At 43.1% G+C, this 17,619-nt stretch carries 20 protein-coding genes; 6 read left to right on the forward strand and 14 right to left on the reverse strand.

The window, feature by feature from the left end:
- The first annotated feature begins 15 nt into the window (after positions 1–15).
- Positions 16–3,198 carry a SusC/RagA family TonB-linked outer membrane protein gene (locus ABD930_RS09490; RefSeq protein ID WP_345231471.1) on the forward strand — a complete coding sequence of 1,061 codons (3,183 nt, stop codon included), beginning with the start codon at positions 16–18 and terminating at the stop codon, positions 3,196–3,198.
- An 11-nt stretch (positions 3,199–3,209) separates the two neighbouring features.
- Positions 3,210–4,565: a RagB/SusD family nutrient uptake outer membrane protein gene (locus ABD930_RS09495; RefSeq protein WP_345231472.1), complete on the forward strand. Its 1,356-nt coding sequence runs from the start codon at positions 3,210–3,212 to the stop codon at positions 4,563–4,565.
- Positions 4,566–4,617: 52 nt separating this feature from the next.
- Here ABD930_RS09495 and ABD930_RS09500 read toward each other — a convergent pair whose 3' ends face one another.
- Both ABD930_RS09500 and ABD930_RS09505 read right to left on the reverse strand, forming a co-directional pair.
- Positions 4,618–5,004, reverse strand: a complete 387-nt coding sequence (locus tag ABD930_RS09500; RefSeq protein ID WP_345231473.1) for a hypothetical protein — start codon at positions 5,002–5,004, stop codon at positions 4,618–4,620.
- A 143-nt stretch (positions 5,005–5,147) separates the two neighbouring features.
- Positions 5,148–5,687 carry a MauE/DoxX family redox-associated membrane protein gene (locus ABD930_RS09505; protein WP_345231474.1) on the reverse strand — a complete coding sequence of 180 codons (540 nt, stop codon included), beginning with the start codon at positions 5,685–5,687 and terminating at the stop codon, positions 5,148–5,150.
- A gap of 30 nt (positions 5,688–5,717) precedes the next feature.
- On the opposite strand from ABD930_RS09505, the gene ABD930_RS09510 reads away from it, so the two are divergent.
- On the forward strand, positions 5,718–5,864 hold the full coding sequence (locus ABD930_RS09510; RefSeq protein WP_345231475.1) for a hypothetical protein: 147 nt from the start codon (positions 5,718–5,720) through the stop codon (positions 5,862–5,864).
- 55 nt (positions 5,865–5,919) lie between these two features.
- Here the strand turns inward: ABD930_RS09510 and ABD930_RS09515 are convergent, their stop codons facing one another.
- From ABD930_RS09515 to ABD930_RS09525, 3 genes are all read right to left on the reverse strand, one after another.
- Positions 5,920–7,137, reverse strand: coding sequence for a hypothetical protein (locus ABD930_RS09515; RefSeq protein ID WP_345231476.1), 1,218 nt, complete (start codon positions 7,135–7,137; stop codon positions 5,920–5,922).
- Between the two features lie 78 nt (positions 7,138–7,215).
- Positions 7,216–7,791: a Crp/Fnr family transcriptional regulator gene (locus ABD930_RS09520; protein ID WP_345231477.1), complete on the reverse strand. Its 576-nt coding sequence runs from the start codon at positions 7,789–7,791 to the stop codon at positions 7,216–7,218.
- Positions 7,792–7,993: 202 nt separating this feature from the next.
- Positions 7,994–8,371 carry a hypothetical protein gene (locus ABD930_RS09525; RefSeq protein WP_345231478.1) on the reverse strand — a complete coding sequence of 126 codons (378 nt, stop codon included), beginning with the start codon at positions 8,369–8,371 and terminating at the stop codon, positions 7,994–7,996.
- A gap of 164 nt (positions 8,372–8,535) precedes the next feature.
- Here ABD930_RS09525 and ABD930_RS09530 point away from each other — a divergent pair, with 164 nt between their 5' ends.
- Positions 8,536–9,489, forward strand: coding sequence for a LytTR family DNA-binding domain-containing protein (locus ABD930_RS09530; protein WP_345231479.1), 954 nt, complete (start codon positions 8,536–8,538; stop codon positions 9,487–9,489).
- Positions 9,490–9,538: 49 nt separating this feature from the next.
- Here ABD930_RS09530 and ABD930_RS09535 read toward each other — a convergent pair whose 3' ends face one another.
- From ABD930_RS09535 to ABD930_RS09550, 4 genes are read right to left on the reverse strand one after another with little or no spacing between them, the layout of a single operon-like run.
- Positions 9,539–9,706, reverse strand: coding sequence for a hypothetical protein (locus tag ABD930_RS09535; RefSeq protein WP_345231480.1), 168 nt, complete (start codon positions 9,704–9,706; stop codon positions 9,539–9,541).
- On the reverse strand, positions 9,687–9,941 hold the full coding sequence (locus ABD930_RS09540; RefSeq protein WP_345231481.1) for a hypothetical protein: 255 nt from the start codon (positions 9,939–9,941) through the stop codon (positions 9,687–9,689). Before ABD930_RS09540 ends, ABD930_RS09535 begins: the two co-directional genes overlap by 20 nt.
- The gene (locus ABD930_RS09545; RefSeq protein ID WP_345231482.1) at positions 9,938–10,396 is read right to left on the reverse strand and encodes a DUF5675 family protein; all 459 of its coding nucleotides are present in this window, start codon (positions 10,394–10,396) and stop codon (positions 9,938–9,940) included. Before ABD930_RS09545 ends, ABD930_RS09540 begins: the two co-directional genes overlap by 4 nt.
- On the reverse strand, positions 10,393–11,373 hold the full coding sequence (locus ABD930_RS09550) for a hypothetical protein (protein WP_345231483.1): 981 nt from the start codon (positions 11,371–11,373) through the stop codon (positions 10,393–10,395). Before ABD930_RS09550 ends, ABD930_RS09545 begins: the two co-directional genes overlap by 4 nt.
- A 221-nt stretch (positions 11,374–11,594) precedes the next feature.
- Between ABD930_RS09550 and ABD930_RS09555 the strand changes: the two genes are divergently transcribed.
- A complete protein-coding gene (locus tag ABD930_RS09555; protein WP_345231484.1) occupies positions 11,595–11,810 on the forward strand; it encodes a hypothetical protein in 216 nt (71 codons plus the stop codon).
- Between the two features lie 367 nt (positions 11,811–12,177).
- Here the strand turns inward: ABD930_RS09555 and ABD930_RS09560 are convergent, their stop codons facing one another.
- The 4 genes from ABD930_RS09560 to ABD930_RS09575 form a co-directional block, all read right to left on the reverse strand.
- Positions 12,178–14,046 carry an FG-GAP-like repeat-containing protein gene (locus ABD930_RS09560; RefSeq protein WP_345231485.1) on the reverse strand — a complete coding sequence of 623 codons (1,869 nt, stop codon included), beginning with the start codon at positions 14,044–14,046 and terminating at the stop codon, positions 12,178–12,180.
- A gap of 328 nt (positions 14,047–14,374) precedes the next feature.
- Positions 14,375–14,980 (reverse strand): class I SAM-dependent methyltransferase, encoded by a 606-nt coding sequence (locus ABD930_RS09565; RefSeq protein WP_345231486.1) that lies wholly within the window; start codon positions 14,978–14,980, stop codon positions 14,375–14,377.
- A gap of 77 nt (positions 14,981–15,057) precedes the next feature.
- Positions 15,058–15,447, reverse strand: a complete 390-nt coding sequence (locus ABD930_RS09570; protein ID WP_345231487.1) for a barstar family protein — start codon at positions 15,445–15,447, stop codon at positions 15,058–15,060.
- Between the two features lie 120 nt (positions 15,448–15,567).
- A complete protein-coding gene (locus ABD930_RS09575; RefSeq protein WP_345231488.1) occupies positions 15,568–16,425 on the reverse strand; it encodes a DUF6929 family protein in 858 nt (285 codons plus the stop codon).
- A 173-nt stretch (positions 16,426–16,598) separates the two neighbouring features.
- Between ABD930_RS09575 and ABD930_RS21855 the strand changes: the two genes are divergently transcribed.
- On the forward strand, positions 16,599–16,880 hold the full coding sequence (locus ABD930_RS21855) for a PepSY domain-containing protein (protein ID WP_425571122.1): 282 nt from the start codon (positions 16,599–16,601) through the stop codon (positions 16,878–16,880).
- Here the strand turns inward: ABD930_RS21855 and ABD930_RS09580 are convergent.
- Entirely contained in the window at positions 16,789–17,346 is a 558-nt protein-coding gene (locus ABD930_RS09580; protein WP_345231489.1) for a tyrosine-type recombinase/integrase, read from the reverse strand. The two genes, ABD930_RS21855 and ABD930_RS09580, sit on opposite strands and share 92 nt — an antisense overlap.
- Between the last annotated feature and the right edge of the window lie 273 nt (positions 17,347–17,619).

The raw sequence follows: 17,619 nt of genomic DNA on the forward strand, positions 1-17,619 counted from the left end.
CAAATAACCATTTACATGAAAATTTTATTTTATGGCCTCACAGTCTTTTGTGTATGGCTGGCGGGATTAACGGTCTGTAATGCACAGTATAAGATTTGGGGGAAAGTACTCTCCCGTTCCAAGAAAGAACTGTTGTCAAACGTTACAGTAAAAATTAGCAAAGATGGGCCTGTTACACGTACTAACTATAAAGGTGAATTCAACCTCATAGCGCAATCAGATTCGGCTTTATTAACGTTATCCCATGTTGGCTATCAGACGAAGGAGTTAAGCGTAAAGTTGCCATTAACAAACGCGCTTGTTGTGCTGCTGGAGGAGGGAAGTAACAGGTTGCAGGAGGTGACGATATCTACCGGTTACCAGACACTGTCCAGGGAACGTGCTACGGGCGCTTTTAGCCATGTTGATGAAAAGCTGTTCAACCAACAGGTCAGCACAGATGTTCTCAGTCGTTTGGCGCCGATTGCTAACGGTCTGTCAGATGACAAACGAACGGGAATCGGCTTGACGGTTAGGGGCTTGAGTACCATTCAAGGGATCAAAGGGCCATTGATCGTGGTAGACAATTTTCCTTATGAGGGAGATATCAATAACATTAACCCGAATGATGTCAGGGATATCACGATCTTGAAAGATGCTGCTGCGGCCTCCATCTGGGGAGCAAAAGCGGGCAATGGCGTAATTGTTATAACGACCAAAAAAGGTGGTTTTAACCATCTCAACCGCGTAACATTCAATAGCAATTTCAGCACGGCAGAGAAAAGCGATCTGTTTTACCTGAAACAGATGAAACCGGCAGATTATATTGATTATGAAATTGGGCTTTATGGTAACGGCTATTATGATGCCATGATTGGCAATCCCAACCAGCCGGCGCTCACGCCGGTAGTCGAACTATTGGCTGGCGGGGTTAATCCCGATGCTGCCGAAATTGGAGCTTTAAAAAATCATGACGTACGGAATGATTTTCTTTCAGCAGTCTATTCGAGGCCTTTTAACCAACAGTATGCGCTTGCATTTGACGGTGGATCCGAGCGGTCATCTTATTATTTAAGTGCGGGCTATGACCATAATGTGGATGAATTGCATGCAAAGACCCAACGGCTTAACCTGCGTTACAATTATTCCTATAGAATACTGAAAAATCTGGACCTAAGCTCTTCGCTTTATTTTACGAAAACACAGGCAAACAGCGGAAAAGAAGGTTATAATTCGGTAACTTCCGCTTATGGCAACCTGTATCCTTATGCGCGTCTGGCCGATACTGAAGGGCAGCCGCTGAGCATCGTTAAGGATTACCGTATGGCCTACATTGATACAGTAGGGCAGGGGAAATTATTGGATTGGAAATATTATCCCTTAGATAACTATAAACACGTGCGCAATACCGAGAGTACAAGTGACGTGCTGCTGAATACTGGGCTGGTATATCGTCCCACCAAAAATATCACGTTACAGGTCTTGCACCAGTATGAGCAACAGACTGTAAAGGGCACATTAGAGCAGGGTAGGGATAGTTATTACACGCGCGATCTGATCAATCTCTTTACGCAGGTAAATACAGGTGGAGAATGGAATTACGCGATACCAGTTGGTGGAATATATGATTTCTCAGACAGTAAGCTTTCGGTAAATAATCTTCGAGGCCAATTGAATTATCAGAAAGAATGGGGAAGCAATAGTTTGTACGCCCTGGGTGGTGCCGAAATTAGAGATGCCAGAACAATATCAACCACGTTCAGGCAGTATGGGGTAAACGAAGAGGTTTTAAGTAGCGCGCTGGTGGATTATACAACCTATTTCCCAACCTTTATTACGGGAAGTGGGCGTTATATTCCCAATATGGATGGTTTGGGTAAGTTTACCAACCGCTTTGTTTCATTGTTTGCTAATGCCGCCTATACCTATCGGGGGAAATATACGTTGAGCGGCAGCGCGCGTAGAGATGCTTCCAACATATTTGGTGTGGCAACAAACGACAAATGGACACCGTTGTGGTCTGCCGGATTGAGCTGGTTGCTATCCGATGAGAACTTCCTCAAAAGTGATAGGATAGATTTTTTGAAACTCCGTGCAACCTATGGTTTTAGCGGTAATGTGGATCAATCGCGTTCTGCCTTGACAACGATTTCATTTCTGAGCAACTCGATTTATACGGGTACACCATATGCCCGCATAGAGCGTTATGCCAATCCTGATCTTAAATGGGAAAAAGTTTCCACTGTAAATGTAGGGCTGGATTTTGGGCTTTTTGGAAGCCGACTTAACGGAAGTGTTGATTATTACCGTAAAAAAGGAAAAGATCTCTTCGGAATCCAAATGCTCGATTATACAAGCGGTATCGGTTCTTCTATTGTAAAGAATGTCGCAGCAATGAAGGGAAGCGGATTCGACTTGGAGCTGAATAGCGTGAATACAACTGATAGGATTAGATGGACCAGTCAGCTTAACCTTAGCTATAATACGGATAAGATTACCGAGAATTACTTCCCTTCGGCCAGTGCGAGAAACTTTGTCGGTACCAGCGCCGCTACTAATGTTACCGGATTGGAGGGAAAGCCCGTTTATTCGGTATTGTCTTATGCTTGGGCAGGGCTGAACCCCGATACGGGTGCTCCGCGGGGCTATTATAAAGGGCAGATCAGTGAAGATTATACGGCTTTGCTGGGCCCTGATGTCTTGGTAGACAATCTGGTATATCATGGCCCGGTGCTGCCTGTTTATTTTGGAAGTTTGGGCAACAGTTTAACTTTTGAAGGGATTACCTTGACCGCGCAACTGACCTACAAATACGGTTATTACTTCAGGAGAGGATCAATCGATTACAGTGCGTTGGCGGTAACGGGTAAAGGGCATGACGATTATGGGAAGCGCTGGGAGAATGCCGGCGATGAACGCTTCACTGATATCCCTTCAGCAATTTATCCACTAAATCCTTCCCGTGATGAGTTTTTTAATGGCTCTGAAGCGACAGTTGAAAAAGGCGATCACATCCGCCTTCAATACATTAACTTGAGCTATGATATGAGTGGTTGGTTGGCAAGAGGTGATGCCCTGAAGACCTTTTCTTTTTATGTTAATATCAATAATGTAGGCATTCTTTGGCGGGCAAACAAACAGGGAATTGACCCCGATTATGGTACTTACCAAATACCATCGCCGCGGACTTATGCCATTGGTTTTAGAGGAACATTTTAATAGCAACGAAAATGAAAAAATTAACTATACCTATTTTTAAGTGCTGCTTTTTTGGAGTATTACTGACATTGAGCAGTTGTGAAAAGTTTTTGGATGAGAAACCTAACGTGAAATACGCGGTGCCATCGCAGGTAAGCGATCTGCAGGCTTTGCTAGACTACTATCCGACAATGAACAATCGCGACGCGGGGTCGGGTGAGATCAGTGCTGACGATTACTTCCTGACGGATGGAGATTGGGAAGGGCTTGCGAATACGTTTTTTCAGGACATGTATACCTGGCAGCCGGATAACCTATTTTTGCCATCTTCGAATGAATGGTCTAAGCTGTACGAGGTGGTTTTCGTAGCAAATACGGTGCTCGATGGGTTGGAGAAGATTTCTGCACAGGGCAACAATGCAGATAATGTGCGTGGGCAGGCTCTGGTATTTCGTGCGGAAAGTTTTTTGCGATTGGCAGAGATATGGACCTTGGCCTATGATGAAAATGCTACCTCAAATTTGGGTATCCCATTACGCTTGACAGCGAATTTTAACGAGCTCTCAAAACGATCAACGCTTGAACAGACGTATAAGCAGATTATTCAAGATCTCCAAATGGCTGTTGCGTTGCTACCTAATATATCGCTGACACCGCTCAGGCCGAGTAAAGCAGCAGCGTATGGTTACTTGTCCAGAACATATTTCTTTATGCGCGATTATTCGCATGCCTTGAGTTATGCGGATTCTTGTATGCAACTCAAAGCCGACCTGATGGATTATAATTCACTTGATCCGTCTGCTACTTATCCATTTTCTAAACTAAATGAAGAGGTGATTATGGAGTGTTATATTCCGGCGCCCGGGCCTTTAGGCCCTTCAAGAGCTAGGATAAGTCCTGACCTCCTCGCGTTGTACGACGAGCATGACCTTCGGAAACGTTTATTTTTTAAAGCCAGTCCTGATGGGGAAGCACAACTTTTTAAAGGAAGTTATGAAGGAGGGGCCACGTTGTTTTCGGGCCTTGCCACAGATGAGTTGATGTTGATACATGCTGAGGGTTGTGTGCGGCTTGGAAGGATGGAGGATGGCTTGCATGATCTTAATGAGTTGTTGAAAAACCGCTACGATGATACGTTCAAACCACTTGAGTTAACAGATAAAGATGCTTTGTTAAGGCGCATATGGCAAGAACGGAGGAAAGAGTTGGTTTTTAGGGGGTTACGTTGGCCGGATATTAAACGCCTGAATAAGGAGGGTAATAATATTATGCTGTCTAGAACCGTTAAGGGCGAGGTTTATCGGCTGGAACCTAATGATCTACGGTATGCACTTCCTTTACCGGAAGATATCATCGCACTTTCGGGAATGGAGCAAAATCCACGATAAATAAAAGAGCTCCATTACCGGAGCTCTTTCCAATGGATAAGCATGTTCATACTTACTGTGCTGACCTAACCTCTTGCGCATCGTCTAAAACATCATTGACAGTGGGATGGGCATCTAAATAATTCTTCAATGGGGTATTAGTAGCAGGCGTCATATAATCATTGGCTTCAAAGCTTATTTCACAAGGTACTTCTTCGATGCCGTTGCATTGGCCTGTTGGCGTAGCTTGATAAGCACTTTCAGTTTTGGCCTGTGATAAGTCATTGCCGTTGAAAAACCAGGTCTGTTCGGCCCTTGCATTATTAGCTTCTCGGGTTAAGGGCTCCGTTTTGAATGCAAACAGGAACAAACTCATGGCAATAAAACCTACAGCGGCATATCCATTCACTTCTTTTACTTCTTTCTTGATTTTTGCGATTACTTTTTTTAACGTTTTCATCTTAATAAAATTTTTATGGCTGCACAGTATGTTAACAGCCTTGGTTTTTACCTCCGGGATACCTCGAAGCCTATATCCTTCGGTTAATTAGTACTCTATGTTAACGGTATGGCAGGGGAGGCTCTTCATCCTGCATGGGCTCTTCATCCAATTTCTGGGGCAACCTCCTTTCTGCGCTTAAAGTGAAACATATATTTTAGCTTTATCCATTGGTTTTGCAAATAAAGTCCCCAGACGGCTAGCGCTACAAAAACAAGATTGAAGGCTAGGTGTACAGGGTAGGGTATATCTTCTAGGATACCGCCACAACTGCAGGGTACTCTCCCGAAAACCTTTGTCATCACGATGGCGATGTATAAGCTGAAAACCGCCATCAGTCCGAAGGATAACCATAAACCGGCAATACGACCGGAAGGGAAGAGCAATAGGAGAACGGCCAGTGATTCTAAACAGGGAATAAACCAAGTGAAAACATCGGCTACTGCTCTTGGGAACACCTGATTTCGCATATCCTGCAAAGCGCCGTCATAATCACTCAACTTGCTATAGGCGGCATAGAAGAATAATAGGCAAAGTGCCGCTGAAATCAATTTTGTCTTGATTTCTTTTTGCCCTAGCCAAGATTTGATTTTTTGATGCCGATGCCGGATATATTGCTTCATGTTAGCTCCTTTTTTCTTCATGGTCTATCCTTTTTAACCAGCGGGCCGCTGATGAAGGGATATCGCGCTGTCATCGGTGGCCGGCTGGTATATGGAACTATTGCCTACGATCTGGCTCTTCTACCAATCGTTTCCATAAAAGCAAAGGTAGCCTGGAGAAAAGGCGTAAATATTGAACTGGTTGTAGAAATTAATTGAAATATTTTTCGTAGAGAGAAGTGTCCAAATAAAAAGGCTTGATAGTTATTGTAGGTTATTTTTTAAAAGACTTGGAATGAATACTGATTTTGCGGGCACGGGAGCCGAGGTAAACGTAATGTGTCCAACTTACTCCGAATGCGCCCTTATGAACCGGAAGATAGATCGTGTCTTGTGCTTGTATCTTCTCGTATAGTTGATACGGCACAACAATGCTGCTTGTTATATTATGGGGGGAGTCTTCAAAAACAACGGTTGGAAGGAAATTATCTTTAACCTCCGAAAAGTATTTCGATTCTACTGCCTGGGATGTTTGCCCATTTTGCCCGAAATCCAACGTACTGTTCAGAATCTTTAAAAGGGCTTGTCCCCACAAGGGTAAAACAACCATAATACCTATAAAAATGGGTTTGGTTAGATGTTGTTTAATCGATGGTTTGGATAGAAAATAGCGATAAATCAAATATGCCGGAATGAAGCCTAGCAAAAAGAAATACAAATTATTGACAACGATAAAATTGAAGTGGCAAAATAATAGCGAGGCAATACTGATAAGAAATAATACAATACCATCAGGGCTTATACCTTTTTCGAAACTTAGATCAACCATCCCTTTGCTATAACCTACCCACCAAAGTACAAATAGGGGTGTAAGGGATACCGTATACAGCAAAAAGGGGAAACTGGCCATGGATAGCACGTTGAAAATCGAGATGGCAAGTAAAACCACATGGATGATGCGGTTTACTTTTGTAAAGTGCATGAATTTTTTTATTCGATCTGTTAGATGCCTGCCGTGGATGACGTTATTGGTGATAGCATCGAGTTCATATGCTTGATTTGAATGGGTGTAAAAATGCTGATAACAAAAGAAACTTATACGATGTACGTGCTTTACAAATAAACTAATTCTTAATGAATCTTTTGGCTCATGAGATGGTATCAAATGTAGCGTGCCCATACGGTATTCGTAATAAAGGATATCGCGTAGGTAGTACACCTTGTGCCTCCTCAAATAGTGTATTTCTATTGTGGTTTGAGTGATGTTGAGTTTCCAACTTAAAAAGTACAGCATATAATAAATTCCTTGCCCAATAGCGGAAAGGCATAGGCCGACAATAAAAATTGAAAACACCATTTCAACCAATGGCATTCCGTGTTGAATACTGTTAAAGACCAATAGCCCAAATAAGATGAAAAAGAGGAAATATACAGGGCTAAATAGCCAAATGAAAAATTTAATATAAGCTTCGTAGGTAAATGTTTCGTTCATAGGAATATTGTTGGTTATAAAACTTTGGAGTGGCCAAATAACTATTAATAAAACATAAATCAAAATAACACGTACATTTTACCACTGTTTTAAATACTTGTGCAGCCCATTATAGTACATGGGATGAGAAATGTTTAAGAGTGAACAAACTTCGTCAACTTGCAAAGGTGTTATCCAATTATGGAGTTCGTCTAGGGCTTTGTGAAGCCGCTCTCTGGCAGGTAATTTTAATATTTTTGTCAAAGACTGAAAGTATCTTAGTTTTTGTTCTTTCAAGACCTGGAGCAATTCGGCAAATGCCGGATACTGGTGTTGTGCTTCGCGTAGGTAAGTATACGGCAATTCCATCAGCGCTGTGGGATGCAAAAACTGAACTTGCAGCCCATGGCTCCGCTCGCTAAAGGGATGTTTGGTGCCGGTAAAATATTGATGCTTAACGCTTAACCATTGCAGCGATTCTTCGCCTTCGTCATTGGTTTTAACACCGGCCGCTGCGCCATCTAAAACGAAACACCAATTGTTTTTGGCCTCACCGGCCAATAAATAATAATCGTGCCGGTTGTAGGTGCGTGTCCGCGCGTGCGCGTTAATAAATTGCTTTTCTTCCTTCGTTAATGGACAATATTGTGCTGCATAAGTAAAAAATCGGTTCATGAGTATAGGGTTAGTGGTTTACCGAAATAAGTTGATTTCAGTTGGTTGGTTAGGTTGCCTTTCCGTCAAGTAAATCCGCTGGGGTAGAGCATGGTATCCTCCTTTCTTTTTAAGTCCATTGGCTGGCAAACTGGAGCATCTGCTTGCTTACCAAAGGCTTGGTTAATCCATAGGTTTTCATCGAGGTGTATCTGAATGGATCTTAATAACTGATGGTGAAGATCACCTCACCACTGGCTTCGTCCTGATCTTCCGCATGTTGGATAACGATGTTATTCTTCGTATCTACCAATTTGCCTTTGCGCAACTGGCCGGAGTTCCCTTCGGGCTTTATCAGAATAACCGGTAAACGGTAACTCATGGCTGATGCGGTTAGCGCCCCGGCACTTTGGGCAAAGTTTTGAGACAAACCGGCTAAATATACCTGCTGCTCTTCACTTAATACAAAATGCTGGGCAATCCACGCCTTGAAGTCTTGCTGTACCAGCATAATTTCTTCTTGTAATGCGTCTTCAGATAATTGATAAAGGGCGGAAAAAAATTGTTCGGCCCCATTCGTGGTAAATGGAAATGTAGACATAGTGATAAATTATGATGTTAATTAAAAAATAAGTGAGCTAAGTAAATAGGGATAACGTGTTTTTGCAAGGTATTGGAAGGGTAAAAACCGTGAACTGACATACTTTTAATCGTGAACTGACATTTTTTTTGTTAATTAGAACATTAAACCAAATACAGACAAACATGAATATACGGTTACTATCCGATAAGGGTTACCCCAAATGGTGGCTATTGCATAGCTTGGCGTTTATTGCGGCTTTCTTGCTCGTCATCTTCGGCGAAGAACTAAGCATCCCTGAAATTATCAAACATCCGGCATTCAAATTGGCTATGGCCGGAAGTTATGCCATTGCAATCTTGCTGATAGGTTATACCCATTTTTTAAGCCTTTTCCTGGATAGACTATGGCTGCTGCATGCCCATCAAGATTTATTGAAGTTTGGCCGTATAGTCTTCCAGATAGGCTGGGTTTATCTCCCGGCAATTTACCTTGCGGCTAAACTGGCCGCTTTTTATTTTAGCTATGGCTACAATGTAGACATTAACGATACCAGCTATCCCATCTATGAAAGACAATACATTGCCGTGATGTTGCTCTGTTTAAATGGGCTTTACCTCGTGCTTTCTTTCTGGAAAGATTACCGGCGGCCACGCTATGCAGAGGTGTTGGAAACGCGTATGTACACTCATCAGCTAAAACTGGAGGCCTTTCAGCCTCTTTTACCCGAGAAGCCAAAATCCCGTCAGTTGGGTTTGAACCTGATCCGTTTCTTGCCAGGGCGTAAACCTTGGACAATGGATGAGCGGTTTATTGGCGTTAAATTGAGCGATATTGCTTATTTCGAATTGGTGGAAGGACAGTACTTTTTGAAAACATTTGCGCTAGAATCGCTGGTGTTCGACCGTTCGCTGGATAGTTTAATGCAAAAATTACCGCACGATCATTTTTTCAGGCTGAGCAGAGCTATCATCGTCAATAAAAGGGCCTTAATAAACAAAAGCGAATTGGGGGGCTCAAGGTGGAGGGTTTTCTTAGATCCATCTGCTGCTGATGAAATTAATTTGAGTCGGAAGAAAACCCGGGAATTGAAGCGATGGCTTAATCGGGTGGGGCATGAAGTACAGAATACTGCCTAGTAGTAAGCAAGCAGCCATCTTTAAAAAGAGCAGCTGCTTGCGTGCCGGTTTATCTTTTCTTGCGAAACCGCTGTAAGACTAACGTGACCAAAAAGCTCACGAGGGCTCCAATGGCTGCCAAGATGATCGTCCGTAATAGCTCTTGCGTACCAATGAGGGGCAAGGTGCTGAGCAAGGTACCGCTGGCGGTACCTAAGCTAAGTTGCATCCGTTTCATGGCGTGCATTGTTGGCGTCTGCTGCCGGATCATCTTCACCTTGATGATGAAGGATTTGATCGAATAAACCGATAGCCAAGGCAACATATTTGGCTCCTTTCACTAACCGAAGGGGTAGTTTTATGGGCGATGCCAGAATAAGCTGCGCGGCAAGGTGCAAGCCTTCTTTAATTTGGGTAACGATGGCCTGAACCGGTTTTTGGGATGGCTGTTTTTGTTGATCTATTGTTTTCATAATGTTGGATTAAGGGATTCATCAAGGATTTCGTCGGCCTTTCGGCTTTCAAGCTGCTGCTCGGTAATCACCAGGTATACCCGTTGGCCGGTGGCCAGGGCAGGATAAACCAGGTTTTTCAGGCGTTGTAAGGCCTTACGGCTATAGGCTCCTTGCCCGGGGCCGGTGCAACGGTGTACCGGGGCAATGCAGCCTTGCAATTCATGCAAAGCGAAATTGGCCGGATGAATAAGGATGGCTTCGCGATTGGGCACATGGCTGATGGCCAACTGGTCTCCGTGCTTAAAGTGCATGCGGCGGATCAGCTGGTAACGGCCTTCGGGTATGCAGCTTACCGACCGACGGTTATGACGCCAAGGCAGCTCAATGGTCTGGCAAACGGGTTTGCCCGCATGCGCGAGCAAACCGTTTGTGCCTTCAGGATAATAGGTCCTGAAAAGATGCAAGGTTATCATCCTTTGTCAATTTTGATGATGGAAAGCGCATTGTAAGCGCCATTATTGAGTGGATAATGCTTGCCGTTCACCTCTTGGTAGAAGGAAATACCGAAGGCCAGGAATAAAGGCAGCTCAGTTTCCGGAGCAAGGGTGGGTGCAAGCTCCAGCGCCTCACCCAGATCGGCTAAAGGCAACACATCGCTTTCTTCCATGGCAAAGCTGAATTCAGCTTCTTCCGAATGGAAGTTTACGCTAGCCAGTGCTGCACTGAACTGATAATGGGTAGCCCCTTCAGGCTTGGCAATGACAACCTTCGGATTTAATGCTGGTATCGATACCAAGGCGGCACCGGTACTACGGTCTATGCTACTTTCTAGTTTAACGAAAAGAGTATTGGAAAGTGATGCAGCACTATTAAACCCGAAGCCATTCAGGATACCCAAATTTTCATTCAACACTTGGCGCTCGCCACGATCGCTTACCGTATCAGCTTTAACGACGCGAGACATCCGGCTGTTCAATCGGTTAGTCATCTTGGCATCCGAAGTGAGCTGGATGAAAGCGCGTAACGCATCGCGAAACCGCTTAGCTGCAGCATTGGCGCGGCCAAACTCGGCATTGTTTTCCCGAGTACGTTGGAATTTCGGGTCGGTAGCAATCCTACTGGCGCTAACGCCGCCTTTTTCTCGTGTCTGATACCCATTTTGGGTTTTGTAGAAGGTTAAATCCCCGATTCTTCCTTCTAATTTGATGAAACTTTTTTGTTGTGCCATAATAGTTAAAATTGATGCTGACGTTCGTTCTGGTAATGTGCTGTACCAAGGGGCCCGCTTGGCTTTGCTTACCTGTCGGATGCGTCTGCGTTGACAACGGCACAAATGTGTAGTAAAATAAAATAGCGCCGTTCGCAGAAGGCCTTTCTGTTCGCTTTTAGACCTACTTATACGTAAATAGGTCTTGAATGTCATGCTTGTGGCGCTTATCTTTGTTGCCATAATGAGAAAGGCTAATCTCGCCTTCCCTTCGTGCGCTATCCGCCGCATATCCACGGTATATTCACCCTATATCCGCCTTAGGGGTAGTAAAGGCGGGCAATAAGCGGTAAACTAGCGGCAAAGTAGCGGGAAAAGAAGGGGTGGAGCATCATAGGCGATGAGCCAGATAATGTTAACCAGACTTTCGGCAGGAGGCCGGAGGTCACAAAAACCTTTATTTCATGAACCGATATAGACTATTTATCTACCCAAAGGATGTAACGATTATTACTGGTAAAGGACTGAGACATGCACAGAAACTGTTGCGGGATATCCATGCCGCTTTAGGTAAGAAGGAGCACCAGCAGGTATCGATTGAAGATTTTGCTCATTACCAAGGGCTGGATGTGGAAGCTGTTCGCGAGGCTTGCATGGGTAGAACTACGAAGGATAGATGATGGTAGGGTAGTCCGGTATGGACAATCTTCTGTTCATTGTCCATACCGGATTAAACCGATATTGATAGCGCTATGTGGGCGAATGGGTTTTATTTTCTTCCTCTTAGACCCCAAGGTTTGATTGATAATTTGCTGCAATCGTATATCAAAATGCACTATCATAGTGCAAAATATTACTAAAAATGCACTATCATAGTGCAAAATGAAGAAAGGTGTCTAAAAAGGTTGTCATTTCGACCGGAATGAAATATAGCGGAGAAATCTGCTATTTGTGATACGCGATTAACAGATATCTCCATTTCGCTACGCTACCTCGATATGACGGTTTGAGCTTTTTAGACATCCTCATTTACATGGGCTATTACCTTTACTTGGCAAAGTAATTCTTCAGAGCGCCATCATTTTCGCCGTAATTCCAACGAACTTGATCTGCTTTTCCGTCACCGGTAATATCGGTGAAATAAAAATAGGTATTAGCGCTTTGTGAAGTACCCCTCAGTGAATAGATCGGGCCATCAAAGGTATTGCTGGTACTAGCCAGGTAAACTTTTATTTTACCGAGGTAAAGATCTGGTCGCCAATAGATTTTGTCAGCCCTGCCGTCGCCGTTCACATCGGCAAAATAAAAAGTGGTTGATGCCGAAACACTGGTGGCACCCGAGTTGCTAAATGAGGTTGATGCGGTAAAGTTACCATCACCGTTAGCGAGGTAAACCATCGTTTTTCCAGAGTTTAAGCTGGGATGCCATAGGATTTTATCGGCCTTGCCATCGCCATTCACATCGGCATAATGGAAGGTGGTACCGGCAGTGGTACTGGCGCCTGCTGCGCCATGAACCACACTGGGGCTAAAGCTGCCTCCCGATGTGGCCAGGTATACGCGGGTCTTGCCCGAATCGTAGGTGGAGTTCCAATAAATTTTGTCTGCTTTACCATCACCGTTCACATCGGCGAAATGATATACTGTGGTTTTACCGGCACTGGTTCCTTCGGGGTTGTCTACTGCGCTAGCGCTGAAATTGCCCGCCGTTGTGGCCAGGTAAACGCGGGTATGGCCGGCATTTAAGGTGGGATCCCATAAAATGAGATCGGCCTTACCATCGCCATCGATATCTGCAAAATGGTAACGGCTCGTGCTGAGTGTAGAGGCCGATGCGCTATGTACAACGGCGTTGGTAGCAAAGGTGCCGTCTCCATTAGACAGGAATACTTGTGGCTTGCCGCTATCGTAGGTACGGTTCCAGTAGATTTTATCTTTTTTGCCGTCGCCATTTACATCGGCAAAATAAAAGCTGGTATTGCTGCTGCCGCTCTTACCGTGATCATCTACGTGCGCGCCGCCAAATATGCTCGGCATATAGGTGGCTACAACGGGCCAATGATCGGAAGGCCACTTGCCGTTATAGCTGGTGGTGATAACTTTTGAAGAGGTAAAAGCCATGCTTCTATCGCTCATAATCCAGTCTATTTTTGAATTTCCGGTAGCGTCCCAGCCATGAAAAGTCAGATCGCCGTCACGGTCTCCGAGGGCATCTACTACACCCAGTGCGCTCTGGAGGCTTTTTATTTCGGTTGTTCCGGGTTTGGCATTAAGATCGCCAAATACAATTATGGGCAGCTTGTCTGTATTTTCTTGCTTCACCATTTCTGCCAGCGCGTTGGAGTTTTCGATCCTCTTGGGTTGGGAATCATACTGCCAGTGGCTGTTGCTGATAAAGTAGCTGTTGGCGGTAATTTTATCTTTTAATACTACCCAGGTGGCGGTATTGGTCGTGCCTGCAGCGCCTAAGCGTGCCGTGCCGCTTCTTTGCAGGGTAAAGCGACTGTTTTTAAAGAAGATGGTTTTGGGTGATCCAGTAATACTGGTGTCGTAATATTCGCCGTAGTCCAGGTCGGCCATCTGCGCTCTGAACCAATCTTCAAAGAAGTTGTCGGAGAATTCTTGCAACCCAAATACATCGGGCGTATTGTCTACAATAATCTGGCGAATGTTCCCTTTGCGTTCGTCAAGGCTCTGCGGGTCGCCGTCGGCGTTGTGCCTGATGTTGAAAGACAAGACTTTGAAGGGGTTTCCGTTGGCTTGTAAGGCTAAGCTGGGTGCTTTTAAAGCGGATGCTTTTGCCGAGCTATTAGCGGGATTCAGCGTTTCTTGTTTACACGCGGAAAAAGAGAGGGCCACGGTTAAGGCCAAGACTGTTCTGGTGAGGCCATGTGGACTGAAAATTGTTTTTTTCATGGTTTGCTGTTTAAATCATCATTAAGGTTTTTTGAACGCCGAAAAATCAACGCCATCTTGGTAATCATTAATCAGTATTAATGCATTGTCTCAGCTAGCAAGATAAGTATTATAAATAAAATTAAATATTATTTAATTGATAAGTTAATGTTATGAAATGTTTTTTAATAAGGATGGGGGAGGAATAAATGGATGTCAATTAAAAACCCAACAGTTTCTGGAACACATGAAGTGAAATTTGGCAACAATATCGTTTGGTTAGATTATGTGGATAGCTATACCTATTCCGAAACGGTATTTAATGTAAAAAGAGGGGGCATGATGTGCATTAGGGTTTCTTTTGGCACTTTATTAAATAAAAAGGATAGTTCTCTGTTACGGTGGTGATTTCAAATAAACCAGCTTTGCCAAATTCTTCTTGTAGGGTTGCCTCATCGTAAAAGAATAGGTTTACACCACCAAATAGCGCAAAGCGGTCTTTACTAATTAAGGTTCCCTGGCCGTAGGTTTGGGCTTCTTTGGTTATGGTGGTAAAAACCAGGTAACCACCGGGTGCCAGTTGCTTATAACAGTCGCTTATGAGCTTTATCCGTTCGTCCTTATCCAATAAGTGAATCAGTCCGTAACAAAATATACCGTCATACAGCGCCTGATCAAAAGGCATATCGGTTACCGAACCGTGATAAATGGTTAAATCCTTGCCGAAATGTTTTTGCGCGAGATCAATTGCCGTTTGGGAGATTTCAATTCCGGTTACCGATAGGCCGCTGTCTTTAAAAATCTTCGCGTTTCGCCCATAGCCAATGCCCGGAATTAAGATATTTTTTACGCCATGCGAAACAAAGAAATCATGGGTTAAAACAGCGGATTGCGCAGGTTCTAATCCCCACATTTCTTGTTTATTTTTAAAGGCTTCTTCCCAAAATTCTGCCATAGTAAATTTCCTTTTATGATGAACGAAATTTACGAAACATTTTTAGATATCAATTAAAAGCCGATGGCAAGATTGTTTTACTGTGCAACGAGCTCGATATGGGTATGACTGGAGATAATCTCGAGAATAATGTCGAAATAGGTTTTGCCTTTCCCCTTATTCAAATCATCAAGTTGTTTGGTGAAGAATGGGGTATTAAATACGGCGGGTTGTTCCAGCTTTTTCTGGTAATAGGCTTGTGTAAGTGCTTTACCCAGATCTTGCTTGTTCTGCTCGAAATTTCTCCAGATGAGCTGAAAGGGTTCATTACCGGCAAGGGCTCCAAAGCCACCGTACAAGAGATCGTTAAATGCATCTAAACTCTCGCCCAGCTTCCAGTCTGCCTCCTGCATAAATACACGATTTACTTCTTCATAAAAAGTTGGTATGTCGTGTATATGATAGCCATTCAGAACAAATTGTTTCATGATCTTACAGATTTGACATGGGCTAAAATACTAAAATATGGTGCTAAACTACTATGTTTTCCCGAACGTTAATACTTGATGTAAAAGGATGTACCAGGGGGCAATGATTGATGCTGGAACTTATTCCCTGCTATTGATAATAAAATCATACCGATACACCGGGCAGTTGGTGTTGGTTTCATCGTCAGGATCTTCACATAACAAAAACGTTTTGGTACTGTCCGATTGCTGATATATGGATAATCCTTCGAGCTTTTTTGTTTTAGAAAGGGATTGAATGGGACTTATTTTCCAGTTTTTCAGGTTGATATAAGCGATATAGCTGCCCATGTTATCTCCATCTTCATAGTTGCTGGCCTTACTTTCTGCAGTGGCAATGAAAAAGAGGCGATTATCTAAAAGCAATGCATCCGAAAAACCACTGGGCTGACCGTGTATGGACGGTAGTTTAAGGTGCTTGGCTTGTAAACTGGTAGCTTGAAACTGCAATTGGGCATTTCCGTTGAAGGTGAATACTACATTTTGATGTTTAGGCCCATTGCCTCTATTGAGAAAATACCAGGTGCCATTTGCGTAAGCAATACCTTCAATATTAAAATTCTCTTCATCTACCTTCCCGATTTTCCGCATTTGCCGGAAAAGTGGTGCCAGGGATACGCGTTGCACGGATTGATCTTTTTGATGGTAAATGAATGCTGTTTCTCTTTCGGATGTTGAGCCTGAACCAACAACGACTAAGGTATCATTAATGGCATAGAGTGCCTCAAAATCTGCTTTTTCCTTTTTACTGACCATTTCCTGCTGCTGGGTACTGTCTAGCTGTATTTTGTGCAGCTGGGATGCCTGCATATCATATTGATAGAGATACGGACTATTATCAGATACGATATACAATTGATCTTGCTGATAATAGATGCCAGATGCGGCTTGGATACCTACCAGTTTTAAAAAGAGAAATAAGGAAGGGAGAATATTCATATACGCTTATTAAAAATACTTGCCCTCCCTTGCCTCAATAAATATACCAATTGCTATTGCCTATTTTAAAACGTTGCTATCTTGTTTAGTTTATAAACCACGTGGATATTTTTTCTATATTTACGCTATTAAGAATCAGTTTAAATAAAATATAGATTATCCACAAGCTGTTTATGGCCGCACATATCAAAAAAGGAAGTAAAAATAAATCATGGTTTACCAAAACAATAGCTTGGCTGCATTTATGGCCTAGTTTGGCTTCGGCACTGGTGCTGATATTTGTCTGTTTAACAGGTACGATCGTTGTCTATAATGATGAGGTAATCGCCTTATCCGCCGGCCAGGCGAAGTATGTGCGCCAAGTTATGCTTGATAATAATGTCTCAAAGTCGCCAGCAATTTGTCTGGTAATGATACAATCCGATCTTTATTACCTTTGCTTTGATGGATTCTGATAATTCCATCGGAAGATTTTATGTCTTTGATTTTGAGATTCAACAGTTCGCTAAGACGTAGTCCACAACTATAGATTGTCATCAGAATAGCCTTGTGTTTTAGATTTTGAGTGTTATCGAGAATATTTCTTACTTCTTCTTTTGAAAAGAATTTAGGTAATTTAGAAAATGAGCGTTTCGGGTATAAGTAATCCAGTTGGATTTTTTTGTCCAATATCAGTTCGTACATCTTCTTGATTGCGCCCACTAATCCTTTTTGATAGGAAACACTAATTTTCCCATTTTGAACTTTTTCGTTTATAAACGCCTCAATATCTGACAGTGGAATTTCTTCAAGGGAGGGATATTTGCTAACATGTTTAAGAAATATACTAGCGTAATCCTTGTACGATCTAATGGTATTGCCAGCATATCTCTGCATCAGCAATCTCTTTTCGAAGGTTTCAAGTATGATTTCGCTATTCATATCAGGGAAATAGTATTTTATAATATTTTGTTTCGCTATTTGTGCGGTTTTATTTTTTAAATACAAATATATCAATATCTTATGTAGAAAGAAAAGTCAAATAACGAAACACGTATAGGGTTGGTTAAGCGAAATTTTCCGTATATTCGTTTCGTTAAAACAGATGTTGTTGTTAGCAATCCGCTGCGCTCCTTGCTAACAATGGCTCGGCGACTTACGTCGCTTGCCGTAAGCCGCCGCTTCGCGGACTGCTTACAACAAGCGACTTGGCTA

Origin of the sequence: Olivibacter ginsenosidimutans (assembly GCF_039542865.1) — a bacterium.
Classification (GTDB): domain Bacteria; phylum Bacteroidota; class Bacteroidia; order Sphingobacteriales; family Sphingobacteriaceae; genus Olivibacter; species Olivibacter ginsenosidimutans.

What these genes read in the sequence shown, in the direction of transcription:
- ABD930_RS09490 (WP_345231471.1), top strand. Translation starts at nt 16, where the DNA reads ATGAAAATTTTATTTTATGGCCTCACAGTCTTTTGTGTATGGCTGGCG.
- ABD930_RS09495 (WP_345231472.1), top strand. Translation starts at nt 3,210, where the DNA reads ATGAAAAAATTAACTATACCTATTTTTAAGTGCTGCTTTTTTGGAGTA.
- ABD930_RS09500 (WP_345231473.1), bottom strand. Translation starts at nt 5,004, where the DNA reads ATGAAAACGTTAAAAAAAGTAATCGCAAAAATCAAGAAAGAAGTAAAA.
- ABD930_RS09505 (WP_345231474.1), bottom strand. Translation starts at nt 5,687, where the DNA reads ATGAAGAAAAAAGGAGCTAACATGAAGCAATATATCCGGCATCGGCAT.
- ABD930_RS09510 (WP_345231475.1), top strand. Translation starts at nt 5,718, where the DNA reads ATGAAGGGATATCGCGCTGTCATCGGTGGCCGGCTGGTATATGGAACT.
- ABD930_RS09515 (WP_345231476.1), bottom strand. Translation starts at nt 7,137, where the DNA reads ATGAACGAAACATTTACCTACGAAGCTTATATTAAATTTTTCATTTGG.
- ABD930_RS09520 (WP_345231477.1), bottom strand. Translation starts at nt 7,791, where the DNA reads ATGAACCGATTTTTTACTTATGCAGCACAATATTGTCCATTAACGAAG.
- ABD930_RS09525 (WP_345231478.1), bottom strand. Translation starts at nt 8,371, where the DNA reads ATGTCTACATTTCCATTTACCACGAATGGGGCCGAACAATTTTTTTCC.
- ABD930_RS09530 (WP_345231479.1), top strand. Translation starts at nt 8,536, where the DNA reads ATGAATATACGGTTACTATCCGATAAGGGTTACCCCAAATGGTGGCTA.
- ABD930_RS09535 (WP_345231480.1), bottom strand. Translation starts at nt 9,706, where the DNA reads ATGAAACGGATGCAACTTAGCTTAGGTACCGCCAGCGGTACCTTGCTC.
- ABD930_RS09540 (WP_345231481.1), bottom strand. Translation starts at nt 9,941, where the DNA reads ATGAAAACAATAGATCAACAAAAACAGCCATCCCAAAAACCGGTTCAG.
- ABD930_RS09545 (WP_345231482.1), bottom strand. Translation starts at nt 10,396, where the DNA reads ATGATAACCTTGCATCTTTTCAGGACCTATTATCCTGAAGGCACAAAC.
- ABD930_RS09550 (WP_345231483.1), bottom strand. Translation starts at nt 11,373, where the DNA reads ATGGCAACAAAGATAAGCGCCACAAGCATGACATTCAAGACCTATTTA.
- ABD930_RS09555 (WP_345231484.1), top strand. Translation starts at nt 11,595, where the DNA reads ATGAACCGATATAGACTATTTATCTACCCAAAGGATGTAACGATTATT.
- ABD930_RS09560 (WP_345231485.1), bottom strand. Translation starts at nt 14,046, where the DNA reads ATGAAAAAAACAATTTTCAGTCCACATGGCCTCACCAGAACAGTCTTG.
- ABD930_RS09565 (WP_345231486.1), bottom strand. Translation starts at nt 14,980, where the DNA reads ATGGCAGAATTTTGGGAAGAAGCCTTTAAAAATAAACAAGAAATGTGG.
- ABD930_RS09570 (WP_345231487.1), bottom strand. Translation starts at nt 15,447, where the DNA reads ATGAAACAATTTGTTCTGAATGGCTATCATATACACGACATACCAACT.
- ABD930_RS09575 (WP_345231488.1), bottom strand. Translation starts at nt 16,425, where the DNA reads ATGAATATTCTCCCTTCCTTATTTCTCTTTTTAAAACTGGTAGGTATC.
- ABD930_RS21855 (WP_425571122.1), top strand. Translation starts at nt 16,599, where the DNA reads ATGGCCGCACATATCAAAAAAGGAAGTAAAAATAAATCATGGTTTACC.
- ABD930_RS09580 (WP_345231489.1), bottom strand. Translation starts at nt 17,346, where the DNA reads ATGAATAGCGAAATCATACTTGAAACCTTCGAAAAGAGATTGCTGATG.